Source organism: Vibrio sp. FE10 (assembly GCF_030297155.1).
Taxonomy (GTDB): domain Bacteria; phylum Pseudomonadota; class Gammaproteobacteria; order Enterobacterales; family Vibrionaceae; genus Vibrio; species Vibrio apostichopi.
Map to the genome: position 1 here is coordinate 2,009,063 of NZ_AP028068.1, position 22,638 is coordinate 2,031,700.

Consider the following 22,638-nt stretch of genomic DNA (forward strand, 5'->3'; position numbering starts at 1 on the left):
TTAATGGTTCTGTCAGAGCCGTCAGCATTGTGTAAAAAGGCTGCAAACTCACGAACTTCACCGCCCTTACTCGGTCAATCTTAGAGCGAATAAACAGATACCTTAAACGGAGAACGCATGCGAATAGCTACTTTATCTTTAAGTTTGGTTTCAGCGGTCGGTTTCGCGGCTGAGCCAAATCCTTTTCCAATTACGCCAGATGAAAGTGGCGAAGAGTTTATGGTAAGTGCGACTAACCCATATGTAAGCAGTACTGGGTATTCGATACTCAAAAAAGGCGGCAACGCCATTGATGCGATGGTTGCGATGCAGATGACCATGTCGGTCGTAGAACCAGATATGACTGGGATCGGCGGCGGCACTTTTGCGCTGTTTTATCAAAAAGACAAAGACCAATTTCTTGCTCTTGATGGACGGGATGAAGCGCCCTCAAGTGCGACTCCAGATATGTTCATGGAAGGTGGTAAGGCACTCAGTCGAAATGAGATTTTAGGGCCAAGATCTGTCGCAGTACCGGGTACGCTTCGTTTGCTCTATAGCGCACATCAAGAATACGGAAAACTGCCATGGTCTGAGTTGGTTCAGCCTGCGATTGAGCTTGCCAGTAAAGGTTATGCGATGAACAGCTACACCTATGACATCGTGGTTCGTGAGCAAGAACGATTGATTGAAGATCCAGAGATCAAAGCGCTCTATTGGAATAACGACGAGATTAAACCAACAGGCACTTTGATGAAGAACCCAGAACTTGCCAACACACTGACCAATATTGCTCAGCAAGGTGACAAATACCTTTATGGTGGTGAGTTTGGTAAGCATATCGTTGAAACGGTCAACAACCGTATCGACTCAGACCACGCTAAGCTGTCTATCGAAGACTTTGAGCAGTACCACGTTAAACAGCGTGATGTCATTGAAAGCGACTATCGAGGCAATAAGATTGTGTCGTTTGGCTACCCTGCCTCTGGTGGCGTGATGGTCGCTCAAAGTCTTGAAATGCTAGAAGCCTATGATTTAGCAGACATGTCCAAAACCGATGTGGAACCTTGGCGATTAATGACGGAAGCAATGCGAATCGCAAAAGCCGACCGAATCGCTTATGCGGGTGATCCTGATTACGTTGAAGCCCCTGTGAATGCCCTGCTCGACAAATCCTACATCGATGAACGACGCAAACTGATCCCTGAAAGTGGCATTGCTCAAAACAACCCTAAAGCGGGGAAAGTCACCGATACCGAATACGCACAGTATCAAGGCTTTGAGAGTCAAGATACCGGACACATTTCCATTATCGACAAAGACGGAAACGCGATTGCAATGACAAGTACTGTCGGCACAGGCATGGGTTCAGGAGTAATGGTCGATGGTGTGATTCTTAATGCCCAAATGGCCAACTTCTCCACCAAGCCCACCATAAACGGTAAACCGACACAAAACGCTATCGAAGCAGGCAAACGTCCTCGCTCTGCGATTACGCCGTTAATGGTGATCGACAAAAAAGACGACCTGCGCTTAGTGGTCGGGTCTCCGGGTAGTTCGCAAATCCCAGGTTACGTGTTGAAAACCGTGGTTGGCGTTCTCGATTGGGATCTCTCCGCACAAGAAGCAATTGACCTGCCGAACATTCAGTACGGCACTAAAATTGATCGAACCAAACCTTATGACCCAACAGGTTTATTAGTTGAGAAGAAGACTTACGCTGAAATGCTTGTCCCAGAATTTATGCAGCTTGGTTATCCAGTGCATGTGATCCCAGTGGTCAGCGGTTTGAATGCCATTGAAATCAAAGATGGCAAGATCCATGGCGCAACAGACAGACGTCGCGCATCTACCTCAATGGGCGAATGATTTAACTAAATGGGTGAGCGAACAAGCTCACCCACTTTAGACACCTCTAGCTTACTTCTTATTCTAAAACACATTCCAAACAGAACTCTATGACCCGTCTTGGTATGAGTCGACACTAAATGTAAAAAAGCCAGTCGAACATTTCGACTGGCTTTTCATTAGCGGCTTCGCTATTTACTCATACAAGGATTATGAGCTTGGTGCTACTCGCTTCTCTTTCAGCTGATCAATTACGTAACCCGGTGCCACTTTTGAAAGCTCTGCCAAGCATTCATCCGTTTTTTCATTACCGTAACGTACGTAGATGTCACATACTGCGTATAGCTGCTCTGGTGAACCAGAGATCAAATACGCTTTCTCGAAAGATTTAGTCGACTTGTCGATATTCAACTCTTCTTGCAATACTCCATTTAAGTACCAATAGTAGCTGTTATCTTTCGCAAGTTCTGCTGCTACTTCAATCTCATTAGCCGCAGCACTCTTGTCTTCAAGACGAACCAGTGTCAAAGATTTAGAATAATGCATCGCTGCATTGTCTGGCACGTTCTTCAAACCGCGAGCTAGCACTTCCACCGCTTGTTGGTCTTTGCTCTGTGATCGGAAGTTATCAGCATAGCTCAGCCAAACTTGTGGCTCTTTGGGATGAGTTTTGATGAGCTCTAGATAAACCGTTTCCGCCTTATCCCACTCGTTGTGCCAACGAAGCACATCAGCAAACAACAGTTGAAACTTTTCAGATTCTTGCGTTTCCAAGAAGCTAATCAACTCTTGTACTGGTGGTTCAATTTGTGCTTTTTGTTGGTCATCTAGAACATTAAAGTCACGAATCAAATTTGACGTTGCCGTGTGACGAACCATGGTATCGCTGTCTTTTAACAGTGGTGACACCAATGCCCAACGATGCTCAAGTTGGTAAGGTTCAGAACCAATCACCGCCGCTTCACGAACTTCAGGGTTTTGATCTTTTAAGCCCCTAGCAACCGCCACCAGCGCATTCTGGCTTGGGTATTTCGCAAGTTCTTGCAATGCACCAGTACGGTTCTCGATCGATTGATTCTGATCTTGTGCCATGTAAGACAGCTGTTGAATGCGGGTTTGAGTGTCCGTCATTTCAAGTACTTGATTGATATTTTGCGCTGGCGCATCAACGGTTTCTTGAACGCCATTGGCTGCCATCGCAGACGTTGAAATCAATGCGGACGTTGAAATAAATGCGGACGTTGAAATAAATAAAGCAACCGCAGTCGCTAAAGTCTTCTTGATCATAGTATTACCTTAAGCTGGAGAACTTAGCCTGTCCCTAGACTCATATCTGATTAAATTTTGTTAGGATCGATAACTCTGAACCTAGAACTTGACTTAAAACTTGGTCTCGAACGTAGCTTGTTGCGCCTGTTCTGCTCGACGAGCCATCATGACCGAATCACTGAATTTACCATGAGCAACTGGGTGCCCCATCGCTCGAGCGACGTAAGCCATCGACTTATCAACGTGAGAAAAGAACTTGTGCCAACCCGCACATAAGTAGTTCAGACCCGGCTCACCGGCACGAGTTTTGATAAAGCGGTTTTTAGGGCACTCGCCATGACAAGCAAACTTGTAGTCACATTGCTGACATTGACTGGTCAATGTGCGTGATTTAGCGAAACCAAATTTTTGTTGTGGCGCGCTGTACGCCAAGTCATCAAGTTTATCGTGGTGGATATTGCCAATTTTATATTCTGGGTAGACATAGTGGTCACACGAGAACACGTCACCGTTAGGCTCCATTGCTAGGCCTTTGCCACATATCTCGTTCAAAGTGCAAAGCGGGTTCGGGCGACCAATCCACGTTTCTAAGCTCGCTTCAAAATACTGAACGAACACTTTACCGATATCGTTCTTTGCCCACTCGTCAAACACAGCAATCAGGAAATTACCCCAAGCCAAATCCGACACACACCAAGATTCCATGATTGAATCTTTATGGCCAGGGATCAGACGCTTGTCACCTTGCTTAAGTTGCTCACTCACTTGAGACGTTTGTGGCGCAACCGTTCTAAAGGTTTTCTGTTCAACGATAGGAATAAACTGCATTTGTGGAGACTTCACCACATCACGTAGGAAACGATACACCTCTAATGCATTTTGGCTGGTGAGGTTATTTACGCAGGTTAGCGTTGCGAATTTGACTTGGTGTTTGTGCAGCAACTCTGCAGCAGCCATCACTTGTTTAAATGTGCCACGACCTGCTCTGTTGACACGATACGCGTTGTGCAGCATTTCAGGGCCATCAATACTCAAACCGATCAGGAAGTTATTCTTTGCTAAGAAGCGACCCCAATCATCATTCAGCAGTGTGCCGTTGGTTTGTAGATCGTTTGAAATCAAAACACCTTCAGGCTGATACTTTTTCTGTAGCTCAACCACACGTTCGAAATACGCTAAACCCAGCATGGTCGGTTCACCGCCCTGCCATGAGAAGATGATTTCAGGGGTATTTTGACCTTCGATGTATTGTCGGATGTAAGTCTCTAACGTCTCATCATCCATTCTTGGAGAACTGCCTTTCTTGTACTCCAACAAATCTTGCTTACTTAGGTAATAACAATATTTACAGTCAATGTTACACGCTGCGCCAATCGGTTTAGCCATAACATGCAAGCGCTTAGACGCTTTACCGTTATATTGTGGACCTTGAGTAATGTGCATGATTTACCTACCTATCTTATTATCTTGTTCCCATCATAATTCCTAATAAAGTCAGTGGCATGTTATACCCTTTATAACCAATAGGAATGACCTTAAACGTTAGAATCACGGCCTATTTCGAACATTTGAGGCACGTGATGAAATTTTTCAATTACAAACATTTAGCAGCAGTTAGCAGCGTCACCATGACTATTTTCTTGAGCGGCTGTGCAAGCGTGCCTACACACCCTATTGCCCAACAAATCGACCAAGAGATGGTGTTGGTTGAAGGCGGCACATTCACCATGGGTTCAAACAGCCCAGAAGCAAGCAAAGCAGAACGACCTGCGCGAGATATAACTGTAGATAGTTTCTACATTGCGAAGTTTGAGGTGACTCAAGAATTGTTCGAATCGGTGATGGGGTCATCTCTCAGTTATTTCCAAAACCCGCAAGTTCCGGTCAATAACCTAAGTTGGCAACAGGCGAACTATTTCGTTGAACAGTTGAATGAACTAACGGGCGAAGAATACCGCCTGCCGACTGAAGCTGAATGGGAATTTGCAGCAAAGGGTGGCAACAAAAGCAAAGGCTATACTTACAGTGGTTCCAACAACTTAGATGATGTTGCGTGGTACTCAGCAAATTCAAAAAATAGCGCGCATCCTGTCGGGCTAAAGAAGCCAAATGAACTAGGCTTATATGACATGACAGGAAACGTTGGTGAGTTTGTCATTGATGCTTTCGATGACACCTTCTACAGATTCGGTCCAACAGACAACCCAAACAATGCTAAACACAGTGACGTTGGTTTATCACACAAATCAGTGCGCGGTGGCAGCTTTGCTTATGACGAAGATGAATCTGAAAGTTACCGTCGTGATTTCGCAAGCCAATCGATCACTATGTCAGACATGGGTCTGCGCTTAGTCAAAGATGCGGACTAAACCACTAACTTGTTATCGACTATTAATATTAAAAACATGATTGCGCCATCCAAACATTAGAAATCTGACCAAACGTTAAAACACTGATCAAGTATTAGCTCACTGATCAAGTAGTAGGATCATGCGGCCACACTGAATAAGGACACTCTATGCAATACACCAAGCTTTCAGGACTTACACTCGCGTTACTCTGTGCCTTTCCTGCATCAGCAGCAGAGAAGCCAGATCTAGTCCTTCAAATCACGGTAGATGGCCTGCGTGCAGACCTTATCGAGCGGTATAAGCACAACTTCGGCGACGGTGGTTTTCGTTACTTAATGGATGACGGTACCTACTACACCAATGCGAACTACCAGCACGGCAACACAGAAACCATTGTCGGTCATGTGTCGCTAGCAACGGGCGCTCCACCGAGTGTTCACGGCATGGTAGGGAATGTTTGGTATGACCGTAGTGAAAAGCGTTTGGTGTATAACGTAGAAGACGGCAACTACAAAATGCTGACTTCAGGCGCGGGTGTCGATAAAGCAACCGAGATCGATCCAACGCAAAAGACAGCACAAGGTGATGGTCGCTCTCCAGAGCCAATACTGGCCACCACCTTTGGTGACGAACTGATGATTTCCAATAGCGGAAAATCGAAAGTCTTCGGCGTATCGGTAAAAGACCGTGGCGCGATCTCCCTTGCTGGACACAGTGGCAAAGCGTTCTGGTTCTCGAAGGCACAGTCTGAATTTGTCACCAGTAACTATTACTACGACGAATACCCAGCTTGGGTATCTCGTTGGAATGAAAAAGAAATTGCTGCTCAATACTCTAAACAGAAATGGGATCTTTCCTTACCACGTGAGCAGTACACCCTGCAAGAACACAACATGGACCACAAGGTTAAGCTAGGTAATTTCCAACGCACCTTCCCTCACCCTTACGGCCCTGCGAGCTATAAGTATTACAGCACAACACTAACTGTAAGCCCAGCTGGTGATGAAATCACCGAAAACTTTGCAAGCACGTTGTTAATGCAAGAGAAGCTTGGACAAGGTGACGCGACGGATTACCTATCGGTTAGTTTCTCATCAAATGACTATGTAATTCACCTCTACGGCCCTGAAAGCCTAGAAACCGAAGACAACTTAATCCGCCTCGACAAAACGATCGCTAAACTTCTTAAAACCGTGGATAACCACATCGGGCTAGAGAACACGTTAATTGTACTGTCTGCCGACCATGGTGTTCCTGAATCTTCACCTGCGGCAAATGCTTTAGGTTTCAGTCAAGCTCAGTACTTCGACAAAGACGCGCTGCTATCGAGCGGTGTAGAGAAACGACTGAAAGATGATTTTGGCTTAACCAAAGACGCAATTCGCTTATATGCACAGCCTTACATCTATCTGAATCACGATTTGATCGCCGAGAAGAAACTGGATCTCGCGAAAGTTCAAGAAGCGATTGCGGATGAGATAGCAAAAGTGAAAGGCGTTGCGTTTGCTGTATCAAGCAGTGATATCGCGGCAAACCGAGTACCAGATACTCACGTGATGCAGCTCATCAAGAACAACTACCACCCTGCTCGTTCTGGCGATGTGTATGTGGTATTTGCTCCACGTAGCTACATTAACGACATGGAAGGCCTTCAAATTGCCTCGACTCATGGTTCACCTTGGAAATACGACACGCACGTGCCGGTTATCTTCGCGGGCTATGATGTGGATGCTAAAAAGGTTTCTCGTCCAATCACGCCATACGACATTGCACCAACGCTTTCCAACAAACTGGGTATCACTCAACCAAGTGGGTCTATTGGTCAGGTTTTAGAAGAAATTACTGACTAATCACAGCTACTCAGGTTTGAACCAAACGTGCTCATAGAGTATCAACCATAAAAAGAGCCGCTTATTCTGATTAAACTGAATAAGCGGCTCTTTTGTGAAATGCTAGATAGATTAAAGCGTGCTTAGTTCTTACCCGAGTAACGAAACGCTTCTCTGGTTAACTGATTCAATTCCTCATCAGTCATTTTGTTGTGCACAACATTAATGCGCCCCAAATAAACCAACGGAACTTCCGCTTCTCTCTCTTCCAAATGAAACTTGATGGCTTCAGCCGTTGCCACGCCAAGATCATCACTCATTCGCATGGGTGTCGCGTCCAATTCGTCTGAACGAATCTTTTCTATCTCTTTGGCTGTTCCGCCCCACCCCGTGACATAGATTTGCGATAACATACCGGCTTTACCCAATGCATCTACAGCGCCCATGGTCATCGCTGTATTGGCATTGTGAATCATGGTCACTTCAGGGAAATTGCCGAGCACCAAACGAATCCCATCAGCTCCACCAATTTTTTGATACTGCCCAAAGTGCTCATACACGGTTAGCCAGTCACCTTTTTCCTCTACGCAATCAATGAAACCTTGCGAGCGTTGAGTATCGGTGATGCCAGGAATCCCTCTATTAGCAGAAAACTCGACTTCACTCCCTAACTCTTCCAACACATGGTGACACAGCACTTTCGCGCCCATCGCACTTGAGAAATCGAACCAACTGTCTGGTTGGTGTTTCCATTGTTCATTCGGGGTGTGAAAAGCCCAAATAAAGGTTTTGAACTCTGTTGAAGCAGACAGTTTTTGAATATTTTCGGCTTGCATTCCAAGTTCAGAAGGACCAAAAATCACGAAGTCATAGGGCGTCTCTGAGCTCAGAACTTGATCGGTGTATTGGGTCTGTAATGAGTGTTCAATTTGTCTCGAAGTAAACTCTCTGATCTCGAATGGCAGCTCCAACGCAATCAATCTTTTCTTCAATGCGGTGTAATTTCTTATCCAAAAGTCAGAAATATCTGCACTTGGGTAAATTAGTGCAATTCTCACTGGGTTTTCGAGAGAGCTAGCCTCCAAGACGATTGGCTCTCCACTTACAGTCTCTTGAAATTTATCCAGTTTTATCAAATCGGCGTCAGACCTTATGCCATCAGCGTTCACGTACAAAGGAAGCGTAAAACAAGCGGTTAGCAGGGTTGGTAAAATGTTTTTATAAATCTGACCCATCATAACTGTTACCAAATGTTTGAATGTTTATTAACAATATTATAAATATATACCGACAATGATTTAAAGCACTTTATAGAATTCATGAATAAGATAATTAATTTTGCGAGTTTGTTGCTTGCTACCACCTGCTACTCAAACAGTTTTGCAGGTAATCCAGAAGACGATTTCTTCCTATACGCTGAAGAAAAAGTAATGAGAGCGGTGTCCAGTCAACGAACTTGGGGAGGGCCAACACAAGGGCCTGCTGTGCGTCATGAAAAGAGTGTTATCTTCGTCGCGTCAGACCTACGTAATGGTGGCGTGTATGGCGTAGGGAAAGGCATATCTGAAGCCATTTCTCACATCAATTGGCACCTTAGGTTCATCGATGGTTTGGGTTCAGAAGTGCGCCAAGGTGCGGCGATCAGAAAAGCGATTGGCTTTGAGCCCGATGCCATTGTTCTCGGTGGGATTGATGCCGTCCGACACAAAGACATATTAAAACAAGCCGAAAGTCTCGGGATTGTTGTCATTGGGTGGCATGTGACTGAATTGGCGGGTGGAAACCCAGATATTGGCTTATACACCAATATTACCACCGACCCTCTCGATGTGGCCGAAATAGCGGCCCTACTCGCGATCGTTAACTCAAATGGTCGAGCCAAAACCGTGGTGTTCACCGACCCTAATTATGAAATAGCGATGATCAAAGCCAACGCTATGGTCAACACGATTAAACGTTGTAAAACATGTCAGGTTCTAGAACTGAACTACCTGCCATTAGAAAAAATCGCCGAACAAATGCCCGCGACATTAAAAGCGCTAGAAAAGAAATACGACGAAAAAATCACGCACATGCTTGCAATCAACGACCTATACATTGATTACGCTATCCCTTCTCTCGAGTCCAATCTCGAAGAATACAGATTGATTCCACAAAACATTTCCGCTGGCGACGGAAGCAAAGCCGCATACAAAAGAATTAATAGTGGTCAGTTCCAACTGGCAACCGTCCCAGAGCCCCTGTATTTACAAGGTTGGCAAATTGTCGACGAACTCAATCGAGCCTTTAACAATATGCCACCGAGTGGCTACTCTACGCCTGTTCATCTCGTCACGCCAGATAATGTCGAAGAGCTCATAAGCCAAGAAGACAAAGGTATTTACGACCCTAAAAACGGCTACCGTGAAGCGTATCTGAGAATTTGGAAGCCACAATGAAATTACGTCAGATAAACATCACCCAACGACTCATTATTTCGAACCTTTTATCGTTATTGATCGTGAGCCTCGCCGTCATCATGGTGATTAGGTCGCTCTATTACGTCGAATCGACACTCAAAACCGAAACCTCTACACACGTTTCAGAGTTGATAGTGAACTCCGAAATCAGTCGTCGAGTGTTCACTTTGACGTCTCGAGTAAAGTTACTCGAACAAACCTTTTTATTCAGTGAAACCACGCTGTCAGAAGAGGCATTTAACGTCGATTTCCAGCTTCAGCGACTGAGAGATTTGTCGACCAATGAAGGATTTTCGCAAAAAATTGATGCCTTTATTAACAACTTCCACCGATTCTTGGGCAGCTCACTGGCACTGAATAGAATTTTTAAACAGACCAATAAAATTGATGCGACCTTGGCCGATCAACTCAACCAACTCGAATTTGCTATCGCCGACAGTAAACTTAGACACCTAGATAAACCTGATTTCATTCGTTATAACAACGAGTTAGATCTCATCAACATGTTGCGCGAGTCTTTTCTTACCTCGGGGAAAATGGTCGGTGATATTCACAGTCGTATCACCCCAGAAACAGAAAAAGTACTGCTTATCGAAGTCGAAAAAGAACTCGATATTTTCTTACTTCACCTAGAAAACGTTGATATTGAAACTGCCGCTGTCATCGCAGAGAAAAAACGCATCAACCGCACTGTTAAACGATACAACGCCGCCTTAAAACGCATTAGAGCTAACTTAGAGCAGCGTTGGTTAGTAATGGCGTCACTCTTAGAAGCACAAAGCGACTTGTTGGAAATGGTAGAAAACACCGAGTCACGCGTTCAAATTCAAGCCTTAGAACTAACCGATCAACTTGAAAAAGAGATCGGTTTATCTAGGTTGAACGCCATTGTTATGAGCTTTTTCGCTATTGTATTGTCGATGCTGTTAGTTAACCACGTGGTTAGACACCACATCAGACAGCCCCTCAACGCGCTAAGACATGGCTTCGACCGTTTAGAATCCGGTAGCCTCAAGCACCCGATCAACTTAGGCAGAAATGACGAATGGTCCCACTTAGAAAAAGCCTATAACAACATGGCATCAAGGTTGTCTGAAGCCTATTTGGATCTCACAGAGGAGAAGAAGAACTTCGACTTCCTCGCCCACCACGATCCACTGACCAACTTAGCGAATCGACTATTAGCCACCAAGCAGTTAGACAAAGAAATTGAACGTTCGAGCGAGAACAACGTACCTTTCTTATTGTTTTATCTCGATATTGACGAATTTAAGACCATCAATGACTCGTTAGGCCACGCACCAGGCGACAACCTATTGGTCAATGTCTCTGACATCCTAAGTAACCTAGTCGGAGATAAAGGCTTTGTTGCTCGAATGGGTGGAGATGAGTTTTTGGTTATGTACTCGAACGTTGGTTTAGATGAGGGCGAACCAATCGCCGACCGCTTAAACCAAGCATTGAGAAAACCTTATTACATTGATGACAACTCTATCTTTGTATCAGCCAGTATCGGCGTATGTGAATATCCGACTCACGGTTTGGATCGTGAAACCTTAATTCGAAACGCGGATACCGCCATGTATCACGCCAAGCGCAATGGTAGAGATCAATACAGAGTTTATGCTGACGAAATGACCCATGCGGTCAATGACTTAATCGAAACCAATATGGGGCTTCATCAAGCGATCGCCAATGACGAACTGGAAGTCTACTTCCAACCTAAGGTGGATTTGAACTCGCAAGACATCATTGGAGCCGAAGCTTTGATTCGATGGAGACATCCCAAGTTAGGGCTACTGCCACCGGTTGATTTTCTTGAAGTCGCCGAGAGAAGTGACTTGATCATCGACATTGATAAGTGGGTGTTTAAGAAAGTCGCCAACCTGATCACCGAATGGCAACGCGTGGGTATAGACCTGCAAGGTGTGATTTTCTCTATCAACTTCTCTGCGCGAATGTTCTATATGAATGACCTTGCTGAGCAGTTGCAAGTGATACTCGACGAAACAGATTGCAAACCACATCAGCTGCTTCTTGAAATCACTGAAAGAGACATGATGCGAGATTTCGAAACCTGTTCAAGAACCATAGAGGTACTTCATTCTAAGGGCTATAAGATTGCAATTGATGATTTTGGGACTGGTTATTCTTCACTGTCAGTGTTGAAGAATTTGTCCGCTGATTGCGTCAAACTCGATCGAAGCTTTATCGAGGACATTAACTCGTCAAAGGTCGATTACGAGATCACTTGCGCGGTACTCAAACTCGCGCAAATATTGGATTTCTCAGTGATAGCTGAAGGTTTGGAAACCCAAAACCACGTTGAGACGCTGCGCCAGATAGGCTGCAAGTACGCTCAAGGCTATTTCTTTGCGCGACCTTTACCGGTTAATGATTGGGTATCTTACTTCTTGCTCAACTCAGAACAGAGGCAAAAAGAGGCATAACAGCTGTTAGCTTCATAACAGATCTTAGCTGCATAACAGGTCTTAGCTGCATAACAGGTCTTAGCGGCATAAATGACTACATTGGGTAAGAAGCCTTGCCGAAAAACCGCTGCCTCAGCTCAGGGTATGGGATATTGGCTTTCTTTCCATTTAGAATCGCGCGAATGCCGCCAATAGCGGTGTCCCCTTAGGCTAACTGGATGTGTCCTTTGCTGCCGCTTTAATTTTAGCGCGCAGCCATTTATGGCTTGGCTCGTTAGTACGGCTTGGATGCCAGATCATACACATATCGAGATCTTCCAGTTCGAATGGTAATGGCAGTGTTTTTACATCGTACTTTTCAGCAAAACAACGTACTGATGAAACGGGTAACACACCGATGTAATCAGAACCGTCAATAACAGGGAGCATCTCAACAACACCCGCAGCACGATAGACTATTCTACGTTTCTCGAGGTCACTGTAGTGTTCAGAGCTCAATAAGCTTTTACGTGCATGCCAACGAGAAACAACCACATGCTCAAGTGATAGGAACTGTTCCATATCGATTGTATCGCCAACCGTAGGATGGTCTTTGCGACAAACCACCACTAACTCTTCTCTAGAAATTACCTCATGCTTAAGCATGGTTCTTCCTTTTGGCGTCATATCGACAATAACATCGTGTCTTTGAAGCCTTAAATCAGACTCGTAATCTTCCGTAAATAGAGGGTGAACCTCTAGTGCGATACCCGGTGCAACTTGGCTGATTAACTGCATAACTCTTGGCATCATTTCATAGCTCGCCGCCGAGACGCAGGCAATTGAAAACACGCGGCCTGAAGTTTTAGGATCGAAGTCTCTTGATGCGGATAAAGTAGAAGTAAAGTTTTTAAGCGCAGCGGCCATTGCAGGATAGATATCAATAGCGAATGTGGTTGGCTCTACGCCAGATGTGGTTCGATGAAACAGTGGCTCGTCATAGATATCTCGCAACCTTGCAAGCGCTTTGCTCACAGCTGGTTGGCTTATATCCATACGATTAGCAGCTCTTGATAAGTTCTGCTCTTCATAAATTGCGACAAATATAGGAATTAAATTGAGTTCGGTACTTTTCATACAGTTCCATATTAAAGAGGCAGGTTCCCTATAGTAGAGAACCTGCCGATTTTGTTCGATGCGAATAACTAAAGTTTGCTACTTAGTTCTATCTTTTAAGTCTGGCAAGGCTTTAGGAATTTTCAAGCGTTCAAAAATCGAACGAGAATTGCTTGAGTTTGACTTGTCACTGGGTAAGTTACGTAACCCTCTCCACAAACGAGTAAATAGGCTTTTATCTTCATGCCCTTGTTGGAAGGATTTACTGTCTTCTATCCAACGTTTCTCTCCATTCAATTTACCAAGTTGCGCTTTACCCAGTTCTAGCTGAGTAGTCTGAGTTCGCAACTCACGATAGATAAAGGTTCTCAATGCAGACCAGTTACCTTGCTTAAGCAAACGACGTAATACCAACCAACTTGGCGTCGGGCGGTTTTTATAATAGCGCTTCAAGGAAACAACGAATGCAATACACAATACCAGTGCCAAACCAACGCCAATAAAGATAGACAGGTAAGCTTTGATAAAGGATTGTAGTGTGTGTTTTGCTTCAAACACTTCGCCTTTTATCACAACGCTTTCAAGACGCTGATTTTTGCTGTCCCACCATTGGAATGAAAATTCTGGCAAAGTGAATTCACCACCTTGCTGAATCACATAAACCGTCTCTTCAACTCGGCTAGAACGGTAGTCACCACGTTCTTGTGTGTCATCCAAACGATTAGGCTGAGGGTAAGCCTGATATTGCTGAGTCGATTCATTGGTCAACACATTTGGCAGTAAAACCGACAAGCTGTCTTTCGCTTTGATCGTCACTGTTCGTGTAACCGCATCACCCACCTTTAAGTCTTCGCTTGAGCGCTGCCATTGCTGTTCAACATCCACGTCTGTCGCAGAGAACCAAGGAGACTCGTCGCTTAATAAACCAGAAGGTAGTGAGGCTTCAAACTTAATCGGCTGCGTGTAAAGCGTGCCGCCAACGTTTGATCCATCAGGAGCAGACACTTGAACACGAACAGGTACCGTCGGAATCACAAACTCGCCCGATGTCATCGGATAGAGCGTCACTTCCCAACGCTGGCGTGACCATGTCGTACCATCCACTCGTTCAGTGTAGTTTGTCGCCAGTTGGTTACGCTGCTTAGCAATGACATTAGGGATTTCGATGCTGCCAATTCGCGTGCCACCGGTTAGCCAACGCGGAGTTGCCACCTCAATGGTCAGAATCACTTGCTCATTAACGCTGACTTTGGCTGGTGTAATTTTATCTCCTGACTTTGGCTTTTCTCCAACCCAAGCGATCAGCTCGACATCACCACTCTTCTGCAGATCATAGATATCGGCCGCAGAAGCAAGAGTAGGTAAAACAGTGCTAATTAATAGAACCATCGATACAAGCAAGGTCTTGGTTAGTTTAAAGGACTCTGAGCGCCCTACCTTTGATTGAACCGCTGCAAGAGCTAAATCAACTCGACTCATTGTGTTTGCTCCTGTTTTGGTGCCTGTTCTTGTTTTGACGACGGCTCCTGTTGTGATGTCTGTTCGACCGAAGGCGCAGGATCTCTTAACTGAATCTGAAATTTCGACTTTAAGAAAAACTTAGGATCCGCTTCTACTCGCTTCAACCACTTGTCGGCAAGCTCTTGGCTACCCAAAATCTCATTGGCGTTAAGTGTTTCCTTAAGCATTAATTCAGCTACCGTTTCTTCTTCTGCACCATCACCCGTGCGCGGCTGGTCGTCCTCCAGCTCCAAAGATTCCTCAGGACCATCGGTGGTACCTGATTGGCTTTCACTGGTGCGATTAACCTCTTCGACAATACCACTCAGAACCGCTAAATTATTTTCTATATCGGCTTTTAATTCTGGAGACAAATCGGGCTTCTCACTCAATGATTTGAGTAGATCGCGAGCAGCAAGGTACTCACGCTGTCGAGCTAATGCACTGGCTGCGTTATACAAACCATAATCGGTTTTGGTTTGCAAAAAGGCACTGTGAGCTAACTTAAAATCACGAGCATAGTAATAAGCCGCGCCCTTTCGCATTGGATCCTTAAAATGCTTGGCGGCTTCAAGGTATTCCTTTTGATTCAATAAACGTTGCCCTTGTTGATCAGGCGTCAGCCATAAATCCCACCACCATTGAGCTGTTTTATCCCAAACAGTCACGGACTCTTCAACCACTGGCTTGTCAGCAGTTAAACTGACCGTTTTCGCCAAAGTATGCGGAGAATACACGCTGCTTGTAATCAAAACACCAACCACACACCATTGAACCAACCACCCTTTTCTAAACCACAACAGCATGATAATCACCATTGGAATAAGAAGGCCGTATCCCATGTCTTTCCAAGGCATTGAAGACTCACCGTTAAGTTGCATGTTTCTTTCAACCGCTTTGTTGAGTTGTTGGATATCGGAATTATCAACGGTCACTTCGATAAGTCGCCCACCCGTCTTGCTCGCTAGGCTACGCAATGAATCGAGATCGACTGGATTATCGCTCACCACATTGCTATTTCCTGCCGCCAGAATGAGCAACTGATACGGGTTGTCGTTAAAGAAGCTTTCGAACGCCCTGATGGTACTTGGGTTAACACCATCTGATACCAACAACACTGACGAACCTAACTCACCAGACAATTGTTGGTTGATGAGTGGCAACGCTTCTTCTGCAGACTTACCTGATACCGGCATGATATCGGGTGTAATCGCCGCTAGAAACGGTTCGAATACCTTACTGTCTTGAGTCACAGGCATCGCAACGTGGGCACTGCCCGCATAAACAACCAAACCCGTGTTACCGCCTTTGCGCGCTGCGAGTAAGTCTCTAATTTTCTGTTTAGAGCGTTCTAAGCGACTCGGTGGTAAATCTTTAGCCAGCATCGACTCACTGTTATCAAGTACCACTAACATCGACGCTTTGTCTTCACCAAAAGGCGAAGCTTCACGTTGCCATGTTGGGCCCGAACAGATAATGATGGCGATGGTCACAATAACCATCAGTAACTTCAGTGGTAATTGCTTGCGCCAACCGGTTTCCCCAATGGTCAATGCATCGCGTAAATGTGCAGGAAGGATGTCTTTCCACGTTGGCTTAGTCTCTTCTCTCCAACGAACCCATAACAGGAAGAACATCGGAATAAAGGCCAACAACCACAATGGTCGAATAAAGTGAAACTGGGTAAAGAACTGTTGCAACATGAGAGAATCAGGCATTGTTCTCTCCTTTCAAATTTTTCTTTGAAGAAACCAAAAGCGATCTTCTACGGATTGTCGCCAAGCTAAACGCAGTCAAATACATCACAACGACAATCGCCATCAAGTAATGGTGTAACCCCTGTTTAGGACGATAAGTCGTACTCTCATACAACTGAGGCTCTAGCTCACCGATTTGAGCGTAGGCTTTAGTCAGTTCATCGCGGTTGAGAGCTTCAAAAGCTTCACCACCAGACTCTTGCGCCACCCGCTTGATGGTTTCCATATCCAAAGCCACTTCTCCCACGGTTTGCGGATCACCCATGGCGATAACGTGAATACGAACGCCTTTCGCCTTGGCTACTTTGGCGGCATCGATAGGTTCTACAAAGCTTCCAGTGTCATTACCATCGGTTAGCACAATCACAACTTTCTCTTTCGCGTTCGCATCAATACTTGAATCTTGAACCGCTGCACTCTGCTTCTCACTCTGTTCAAACACCTTGATCGCAAGGCCAATTGCATCGCCTAAGTGCGTACTCTGTCCTGCCATCGCCACGTCGGTTTGATTGAGTAGCTCAAGCCACACCTCTTGGTCGGCTGTAAATGGCGTCTGCACAAACGCAGCGTCACCAAACAGAATCAAGCCTAATCGGTCACCCTTTCGTGTTTTGGCAAAATCAGCCAGCACGTCCTTGGTTGCGTCTAAACGAGAGATTTTATCGCCTTGTTGAGAAGTGAAATCTTGTTCAGCCATTGAGCCAGACAAATCAACCACCACCATCACATCACGGCCTAATTGTTCACGAACTTGTGGCTCACCTAAGATGGTTGGTTTCGCTAACGCACAAACCACGAGTACCCAAGTGATAATCAGCGTGGTGCGTTGCCACCAGCTTGGTGTTAATTGGCTTGCTCCTTCTGAAGGTGCTTCACCAATCGCTTCAACCAGTTCACTGAAAAATGGCACTTTGATAGCCATTTGTTTGGTTCGATAAGCAGGTACGGCGAAGTATACAAGTAAAGGCAAAGGTAGTGCGATAAACCACAGTGGGTGCGCGAATTCAAAGCTAGCAGATAAACTATCAAACATTATCTTGCCCCTCTGGTTTCGCTTGTAACTCTGGTTTTGTTTGTACATCGGGTTTATGAAGTTTTAGCCACATCATCGCGGTTTGAATCACCTCTAAACGCTGTTCAAAAGTCAAACGCACCTTAGGGTCAATTAGGCTTTGCATCCATAACCCCGATACTTCATCGGCAAAGAAAGCATTGCTGTTTGCACTCGTGCTAGCACTAACAGGCAGGTAAGCGTTCAAGCGGTTTATATAGGCTTGACCAAACAACTTGGCATTACCGCTGTCTAGATAACGAAGCACCACTTTGAGCACCTTGAAGGTTCGCTCGGTTGAATTTTTGTCTCGCGCATCCAATAGCACGAGCTCTTTAAGCGCTTCTTTGCGATAACGATTATTCCACCATCTTAGCGCCAAGCGATAAGTCAGATAGAAAGCAACCAATAGCAAGACCACGCCGAGGATCTTCCAGCCGATCGTTTGAGGAACCCAGCTCACGCTGTCGGGAATCGTGACATCATGCAGTTCGCGAAGGATATAAGTGCTAGGAGGCGTATGTTCAACGGCCATTTAGCGCCCTCCTACTAGTTTTTGAAGTTGTGAAATATGATTACCAGACGTGTCTAATTCAATATATGGGAGATTTTTCATCGCCATTAATTTAGCAAGAGATTGTTTTTGGAGCGCCGCTTTTTGAGCAAGGCTCTCGCTCGCAAGATTGACCTTAGATTGACTATCAAGATTGAGCTGAAAACGACCATCACCCACCACCCAGTTTGCGCTCGCAAGGTCTTGAGGCAATGATTGTTCTAATGGGTCAGTCACCATAATCGCTAGGATGTCATTGTGTTGTTGAAGCTGCTTGAGTCGGTCAAGGTGTTGTTCTTGGCAGTCACGCCAATCACTAATAAAAATTAAGGTCGACTGCTTGAGTCTCATTCGTTTTATCAGTTCAATCCACTGGCTAAATCCAACTCCCTCGCTGTCACTCACACTCACATCTAAGCTTTGATTAGCCTTGGTAAGATGCTTTAACTGAGCTAATAAATCAGATTGAGAACGCTGCGCTTTGGTATGAAAGAGCTTTTGATGTGAGGCTAAAACAAAGCCGACACGGTCACCATCTTTTAGCACTCGCCATCCACACAATGCTGCGACTTCGGCCGCCACAACGGATTTCATGGTGTTTTGAGAAGCAAAGAACATCGAGCTGCGCTGATCGACACAGATAATCACATTACGGTCTTTCTCTTCGGTATAGCTGCGAACATGAGGCTTACCCGTTCGCATCGTAACTTTCCAATCGAGGTTACGGATATCATCACCCAATTGGTAATGACGTAATTCCTCGAAGTTCAGACCACGGCCACGGAACAGAGAATTATGTCTCCCCGACAGTACACTGCCCGCCTTAAGATGAGGCAACAGAGAAAACGACTCAGCTTGAGCCTGTATTCGCACTAACCTTGAGTAATCACAGTATAATCGTGGATCAAGGCCTTGCGGCTTGGGAGCTTGTGTTGGCTTCGCCATGACGCCCCCTAGTTATCCGATCTCAACATTATCAAGCAGTTCTTCAACCACTCTTTGATGGTCAACACCATCGGCCAATGCGTCATAAGACAATGAGAATCGATGACCTAATACGGTAGGTAGCATTGCACGCACATCATCTAACGTGACGTGGTCACGCCCTTGTAGCCAAGCATAAGCGCGAGCACATTTATCCAATGAGATTGACGCGCGTGGGCTTGAACCAATCTCAATCCATCTAGACAAGTTTGATTCTGGGTAACGCTCTGGCTTACGAGTCGCCATCACCAAGGCCACAATGTAGTTTTCGACTAAATCGGAAACCGCAATATCAGGAAGTTGGCGACGAGCTTCAAGTACCAATTCAGGTTCGATGTGTTGCGGTGTGACTAGCTCTGAACTCGTCTCACTGCCAAGTTCTTCGCTGCGCACCAATCGAATGATGTCACGCTCTGCTTCGTCTTCTGGGTAGTCGACCGTTACTTTCATGATGAAACGGTCCATTTGCGCCTCAGGTAGCGGATACGTGCCCTCTTGTTCAACCGGGTTTTGAGTCGCTAACACCATGAACAAGTCTGGAAGGATATGAGTTTGACCACCTACGGTTATCGTCCCTTCCGCCATCGCTTCAAGTAGAGCCGCTTGCACCTTCGCAGGGGCACGGTTCACTTCATCGGCCAGAACAATGCTATTGAAAATAGGACCCGGTTGGAAATGCAGTTGAGGCTTACCATCTAGCTCTTGATACACTTCAGTACCCGTTACATCTGATGGCAGGAGATCGGGCGTAAACTGAATACGGCCAAAGCTTGTATTCAATAAATTCGCCAACGACTTCACCGAGCGTGTTTTCGCTGTGCCGGGAAGCCCTTCTAGAAGCACATGGCCATTGGTCAATAATCCGATTACCAGAGCCCGAACGACGTGGCTCTGACCGATAACACTTTTCTCTGTCTGTTCAATCAGTTGGTTTATTGCTTGTTGCGCATGGTTCATAGGTCTTCCCTTAATTCAATCTGGCTGCGTACATCCTACTCACAAGCCCCATAACTATTAGTTATAAGCACCATAGCCACGTCAATTCTGGTACTTTATTTCAGCATTGCTTTCAATTGGTTAATCGCCTCCGGTGGCGCGACTTTACTCAATGACGAAATACATTTTTCAAACGCTTTTGCTGCGCCCGGTTTCTGGTAATTTCGGGCCAAAATCTCACACTGTGCGTACAAGTGTTGTGGATTGCGGCTGAATTGGTAAGCCTTGTTCAATGACTTACTCGCGGCAAGAACATCAGACTTCTCTAAAGCCAAGCCGTACACATACCAATATTGTGGGTCAGTTTGCGCCGTTTCAGCGGCTTGTTTTAGGTAGTCGGTTGCTTGCTTGTAATCTTTGACTCGCAGCATGGATAACCCTGCGCTGTATGGCAACACACTCGATTTAGGTTGAGCTTGAATGCCTTGCTTCAATGTCGACAGCGCTTTTGCTTCGTTACCTTTCGCTCGATACAAATCAGCCAAGTTGGCATAACTGTTCTCGAAGTAAGGCTCAATATCGATAGCGCCTAGATAAAACTCAATCGCTTTGTCGTGCTCACCTAAATCTCGGTAAACGTTACCTAGGTTTGTGCGGCCAAATCCTCTGTCAGCATTAAATTGTTGTATCTCAATGTACTCTTCCAGCGCTGGCTTGATTTGATCTTTCTGCAGCGGGTTCATCTCTCCCCAGTAACGCACAAGCGCGCCTGCAGTTTCTGAACGAATCGACAATACAGGATCTTCCAATAGTGGCTCTAGAATCTGCCAACGATCAGTGAATGGGAAACCAGACGAGCCTTGTACAACACCCAACCGAATCATCTCATCTTCGTGTTTTACCGCTCTTGCTAATGAGATAAGTGTGTTCTTACCCGTATTACCACCCAAACGTTCTAAGCTCGAAGCGCGAATGATATTGCTTAAGCTTGAATCCTGAGCTGAATACGCCAATGCATCCTCTGCACCTCTGTGCCCTATTGAATCCGCGTAAAAGGCGACAGCAAAGTGTTGCTGGTTACGATACTTAGAATCTGGGAACCATTGACCGATTTGTTTATCAGCCCACTGGTCGGTTTGATCTTCATGACAGCTGGTACAGACGTTCGGTGTTTTAATGTGTTGGCTGATATCAGGGCGTGGGATATGCCAACTGTGGTCACGCCTTGGGTCAACTTCCATGTACGTCGTTTCAGGCATGTGGCAAGTGGTACATTGTGAAGCTTCGGTATTTGCTTCATGGAATGTGTGTTTTTCAGGTGTGTATTCAGAGGCAATGTGACATTGGCTACACACAGCTTCTTCAGCAATTTTCAGTTCTGCGGTATGGGGATCGTGACAGTTAGTACACGTGACGCCTTTCTCTGCCATCACTGATTGTAAAAAGGACCCGTAAACGTAATCTTCATCGTAGATTTGACCATCGTTGTGGTAAAGCTCAGGAGTAATCAAGCTCAGACGATACTTATCAAAAAATGACCCGTTTACGTGATCACCCGTTTCATTCAACTGAGTACGTCGACTGTGGCATTGAGCACAGGTTTGAACTTGATTGGTATGGATGATGTCTTTTGGTTGAAGGGTTGAGTTGCCCTCTTGGTAGATCCACTCTTTCACCGACTTCGACAAGTCACGGTCAAAACCGTAATGCGCCGAGACATGGACATCTTTTCCACCGTTGGCTGCGGCTTGCTGGTTATTTGCTAGCTTGGCCTGCTCAACGTGCTCACTCGCAGGGCCATGACACGCCTCACAACCAACATTAATCTCAGACCAAGTGGTATTGTAAGTATTGCTTGCGCTGTCGTAGTTCTTTTCTAGATTTGTTGAATGGCAGTCTGCACACATGAAGTTCCAGTTTTGACCGCTGTTGGTCCAGTAGAATTCATCGGTGTTGGTGGTATCAGGATAGAGATGAAACCAGCGTTGGCCGCCTTCGTCCTCAGTGCGAGAATCCCAAGCGAAAGGAATCAACTGTACGCGTCCGTCTTCAAACTCAACCATGTACTGCTGCAGAGGCTCAAAGGCAAAGGTATAACTGATTTTGTAATCTTTGAATTGTCCGTCGGGCCCTTCGATGTTGACCCAAAACTCATCACCCTTGCGAAAAAAACGGTTGGGCTTTCCTTTATGAGTTACGGTTTGATCGTTGAAGTCGCCCAAAACGGACTCTTCGGTCGCATGCTTCATCGCCATATCATGATGAGAGCCTTGCCACGCTTCCACTTCTTCGCTGTGGCAGTCAATACAAGCGTCAGAGCCGACATATTTAGCTTGAGAGCTAGCAGGCAAAGCTTCTGATCCGGCTGATAAAGCCTGTTCATTGGCATAGCCGTTGAAACTGAGTGTCGACAACATAGGTAAAGACAACATTGCGGATAATACTGCAACTCGCTGGTGTTTCAATCCGTTCACTAGTGAGCACAACCATGCAGACATAACATTCCTTGTTTTTATACATCCTTATGCTTAATAAGGTAGACGTAAAAACAACGAAATTACAATTATTTAGTGGCAGTTAGCTCGATAGTTGTGA

The 22,638-nt window shown here is 45.5% G+C and carries 16 protein-coding genes; 5 read left to right on the plus strand and 11 right to left on the minus strand.

Features of this window, described 5'->3' with window-relative positions:
* The first annotated feature begins 117 nt into the window (after window positions 1–117).
* A complete protein-coding gene (ggt, locus tag QUF19_RS25585) occupies window positions 118–1,848 on the plus strand; it encodes a gamma-glutamyltransferase (RefSeq protein ID WP_286301040.1) in 1,731 nt (576 codons plus the stop codon).
* A 189-nt stretch (window positions 1,849–2,037) separates the two neighbouring features.
* Here ggt and QUF19_RS25590 read toward each other — a convergent pair whose 3' ends face one another.
* Complete coding sequence (locus QUF19_RS25590) at window positions 2,038–3,114, minus strand: tetratricopeptide repeat protein (protein WP_286301042.1); 1,077 nt, start codon at window positions 3,112–3,114, stop codon at window positions 2,038–2,040.
* 93 nt (window positions 3,115–3,207) lie between these two features.
* Window positions 3,208–4,539, minus strand: a complete 1,332-nt coding sequence (locus tag QUF19_RS25595) for an anaerobic sulfatase maturase (protein WP_102434970.1) — start codon at window positions 4,537–4,539, stop codon at window positions 3,208–3,210.
* A gap of 137 nt (window positions 4,540–4,676) precedes the next feature.
* Here QUF19_RS25595 and QUF19_RS25600 point away from each other — a divergent pair, with 137 nt between their 5' ends.
* Window positions 4,677–5,465, plus strand: a complete 789-nt coding sequence (locus QUF19_RS25600) for a formylglycine-generating enzyme family protein (RefSeq protein ID WP_286301046.1) — start codon at window positions 4,677–4,679, stop codon at window positions 5,463–5,465.
* Between the two features lie 149 nt (window positions 5,466–5,614).
* Complete coding sequence (locus QUF19_RS25605) at window positions 5,615–7,297, plus strand: alkaline phosphatase family protein (RefSeq protein ID WP_286301049.1); 1,683 nt, start codon at window positions 5,615–5,617, stop codon at window positions 7,295–7,297.
* Between the two features lie 122 nt (window positions 7,298–7,419).
* On the opposite strand, the gene QUF19_RS25610 is transcribed toward QUF19_RS25605, so the two are convergent.
* Entirely contained in the window at window positions 7,420–8,514 is a 1,095-nt protein-coding gene (locus QUF19_RS25610) for a substrate-binding domain-containing protein (protein WP_286301052.1), read from the minus strand.
* A gap of 81 nt (window positions 8,515–8,595) precedes the next feature.
* On the opposite strand from QUF19_RS25610, the gene QUF19_RS25615 reads away from it, so the two are divergent.
* Both QUF19_RS25615 and QUF19_RS25620 read left to right on the plus strand, forming a co-directional pair.
* On the plus strand, window positions 8,596–9,714 hold the full coding sequence (locus QUF19_RS25615) for a substrate-binding domain-containing protein (RefSeq protein ID WP_286301055.1): 1,119 nt from the start codon (window positions 8,596–8,598) through the stop codon (window positions 9,712–9,714).
* Window positions 9,711–12,185 (plus strand): EAL domain-containing protein, encoded by a 2,475-nt coding sequence (locus QUF19_RS25620; RefSeq protein ID WP_286301056.1) that lies wholly within the window; start codon window positions 9,711–9,713, stop codon window positions 12,183–12,185. Before QUF19_RS25615 ends, QUF19_RS25620 begins: the two co-directional genes overlap by 4 nt.
* Before the next feature lie 192 nt (window positions 12,186–12,377).
* Here the strand turns inward: QUF19_RS25620 and QUF19_RS25625 are convergent, their stop codons facing one another.
* The 8 genes from QUF19_RS25625 to QUF19_RS25660 form a co-directional block, all read right to left on the minus strand.
* Window positions 12,378–13,283, minus strand: coding sequence for a LysR family transcriptional regulator (locus QUF19_RS25625; protein ID WP_102434976.1), 906 nt, complete (start codon window positions 13,281–13,283; stop codon window positions 12,378–12,380).
* 78 nt (window positions 13,284–13,361) lie between these two features.
* A complete protein-coding gene (locus QUF19_RS25630) occupies window positions 13,362–14,741 on the minus strand; it encodes a BatD family protein (protein WP_286301059.1) in 1,380 nt (459 codons plus the stop codon).
* Window positions 14,738–16,480, minus strand: coding sequence for a VWA domain-containing protein (locus QUF19_RS25635; RefSeq protein WP_286301061.1), 1,743 nt, complete (start codon window positions 16,478–16,480; stop codon window positions 14,738–14,740). Before QUF19_RS25635 ends, QUF19_RS25630 begins: the two co-directional genes overlap by 4 nt.
* Entirely contained in the window at window positions 16,473–17,552 is a 1,080-nt protein-coding gene (locus QUF19_RS25640) for a vWA domain-containing protein (protein WP_286301063.1), read from the minus strand. The genes QUF19_RS25635 and QUF19_RS25640 overlap by 8 nt, the downstream gene beginning before the upstream one ends.
* Window positions 17,545–18,105, minus strand: a complete 561-nt coding sequence (locus tag QUF19_RS25645; RefSeq protein WP_286301064.1) for a DUF4381 domain-containing protein — start codon at window positions 18,103–18,105, stop codon at window positions 17,545–17,547. The genes QUF19_RS25640 and QUF19_RS25645 overlap by 8 nt, the downstream gene beginning before the upstream one ends.
* The gene (locus QUF19_RS25650) at window positions 18,106–19,068 is read right to left on the minus strand and encodes a DUF58 domain-containing protein (protein WP_286301066.1); all 963 of its coding nucleotides are present in this window, start codon (window positions 19,066–19,068) and stop codon (window positions 18,106–18,108) included.
* 12 nt (window positions 19,069–19,080) lie between these two features.
* Entirely contained in the window at window positions 19,081–20,064 is a 984-nt protein-coding gene (locus QUF19_RS25655; protein WP_286301069.1) for an AAA family ATPase, read from the minus strand.
* A gap of 95 nt (window positions 20,065–20,159) precedes the next feature.
* Window positions 20,160–22,541, minus strand: a complete 2,382-nt coding sequence (locus QUF19_RS25660; RefSeq protein ID WP_286301070.1) for a multiheme c-type cytochrome — start codon at window positions 22,539–22,541, stop codon at window positions 20,160–20,162.
* Window positions 22,542–22,638 lie beyond the last annotated feature (97 nt).

What these genes read in the sequence shown, in the direction of transcription:
- QUF19_RS25630 (WP_286301059.1), bottom strand. Translation starts at nt 14,741, where the DNA reads ATGAGTCGAGTTGATTTAGCTCTTGCAGCGGTTCAATCAAAGGTAGGG.
- QUF19_RS25590 (WP_286301042.1), bottom strand. Translation starts at nt 3,114, where the DNA reads ATGATCAAGAAGACTTTAGCGACTGCGGTTGCTTTATTTATTTCAACG.
- QUF19_RS25620 (WP_286301056.1), top strand. Translation starts at nt 9,711, where the DNA reads ATGAAATTACGTCAGATAAACATCACCCAACGACTCATTATTTCGAAC.
- QUF19_RS25655 (WP_286301069.1), bottom strand. Translation starts at nt 20,064, where the DNA reads ATGAACCATGCGCAACAAGCAATAAACCAACTGATTGAACAGACAGAG.
- QUF19_RS25660 (WP_286301070.1), bottom strand. Translation starts at nt 22,541, where the DNA reads ATGTCTGCATGGTTGTGCTCACTAGTGAACGGATTGAAACACCAGCGA.
- QUF19_RS25595 (WP_102434970.1), bottom strand. Translation starts at nt 4,539, where the DNA reads ATGCACATTACTCAAGGTCCACAATATAACGGTAAAGCGTCTAAGCGC.
- ggt (WP_286301040.1), top strand. Translation starts at nt 118, where the DNA reads ATGCGAATAGCTACTTTATCTTTAAGTTTGGTTTCAGCGGTCGGTTTC.
- QUF19_RS25650 (WP_286301066.1), bottom strand. Translation starts at nt 19,068, where the DNA reads ATGGCGAAGCCAACACAAGCTCCCAAGCCGCAAGGCCTTGATCCACGA.
- QUF19_RS25625 (WP_102434976.1), bottom strand. Translation starts at nt 13,283, where the DNA reads ATGAAAAGTACCGAACTCAATTTAATTCCTATATTTGTCGCAATTTAT.
- QUF19_RS25600 (WP_286301046.1), top strand. Translation starts at nt 4,677, where the DNA reads ATGAAATTTTTCAATTACAAACATTTAGCAGCAGTTAGCAGCGTCACC.
- QUF19_RS25605 (WP_286301049.1), top strand. Translation starts at nt 5,615, where the DNA reads ATGCAATACACCAAGCTTTCAGGACTTACACTCGCGTTACTCTGTGCC.
- QUF19_RS25640 (WP_286301063.1), bottom strand. Translation starts at nt 17,552, where the DNA reads ATGTTTGATAGTTTATCTGCTAGCTTTGAATTCGCGCACCCACTGTGG.
- QUF19_RS25615 (WP_286301055.1), top strand. Translation starts at nt 8,596, where the DNA reads ATGAATAAGATAATTAATTTTGCGAGTTTGTTGCTTGCTACCACCTGC.
- QUF19_RS25610 (WP_286301052.1), bottom strand. Translation starts at nt 8,514, where the DNA reads ATGATGGGTCAGATTTATAAAAACATTTTACCAACCCTGCTAACCGCT.
- QUF19_RS25645 (WP_286301064.1), bottom strand. Translation starts at nt 18,105, where the DNA reads ATGGCCGTTGAACATACGCCTCCTAGCACTTATATCCTTCGCGAACTG.
- QUF19_RS25635 (WP_286301061.1), bottom strand. Translation starts at nt 16,480, where the DNA reads ATGCCTGATTCTCTCATGTTGCAACAGTTCTTTACCCAGTTTCACTTT.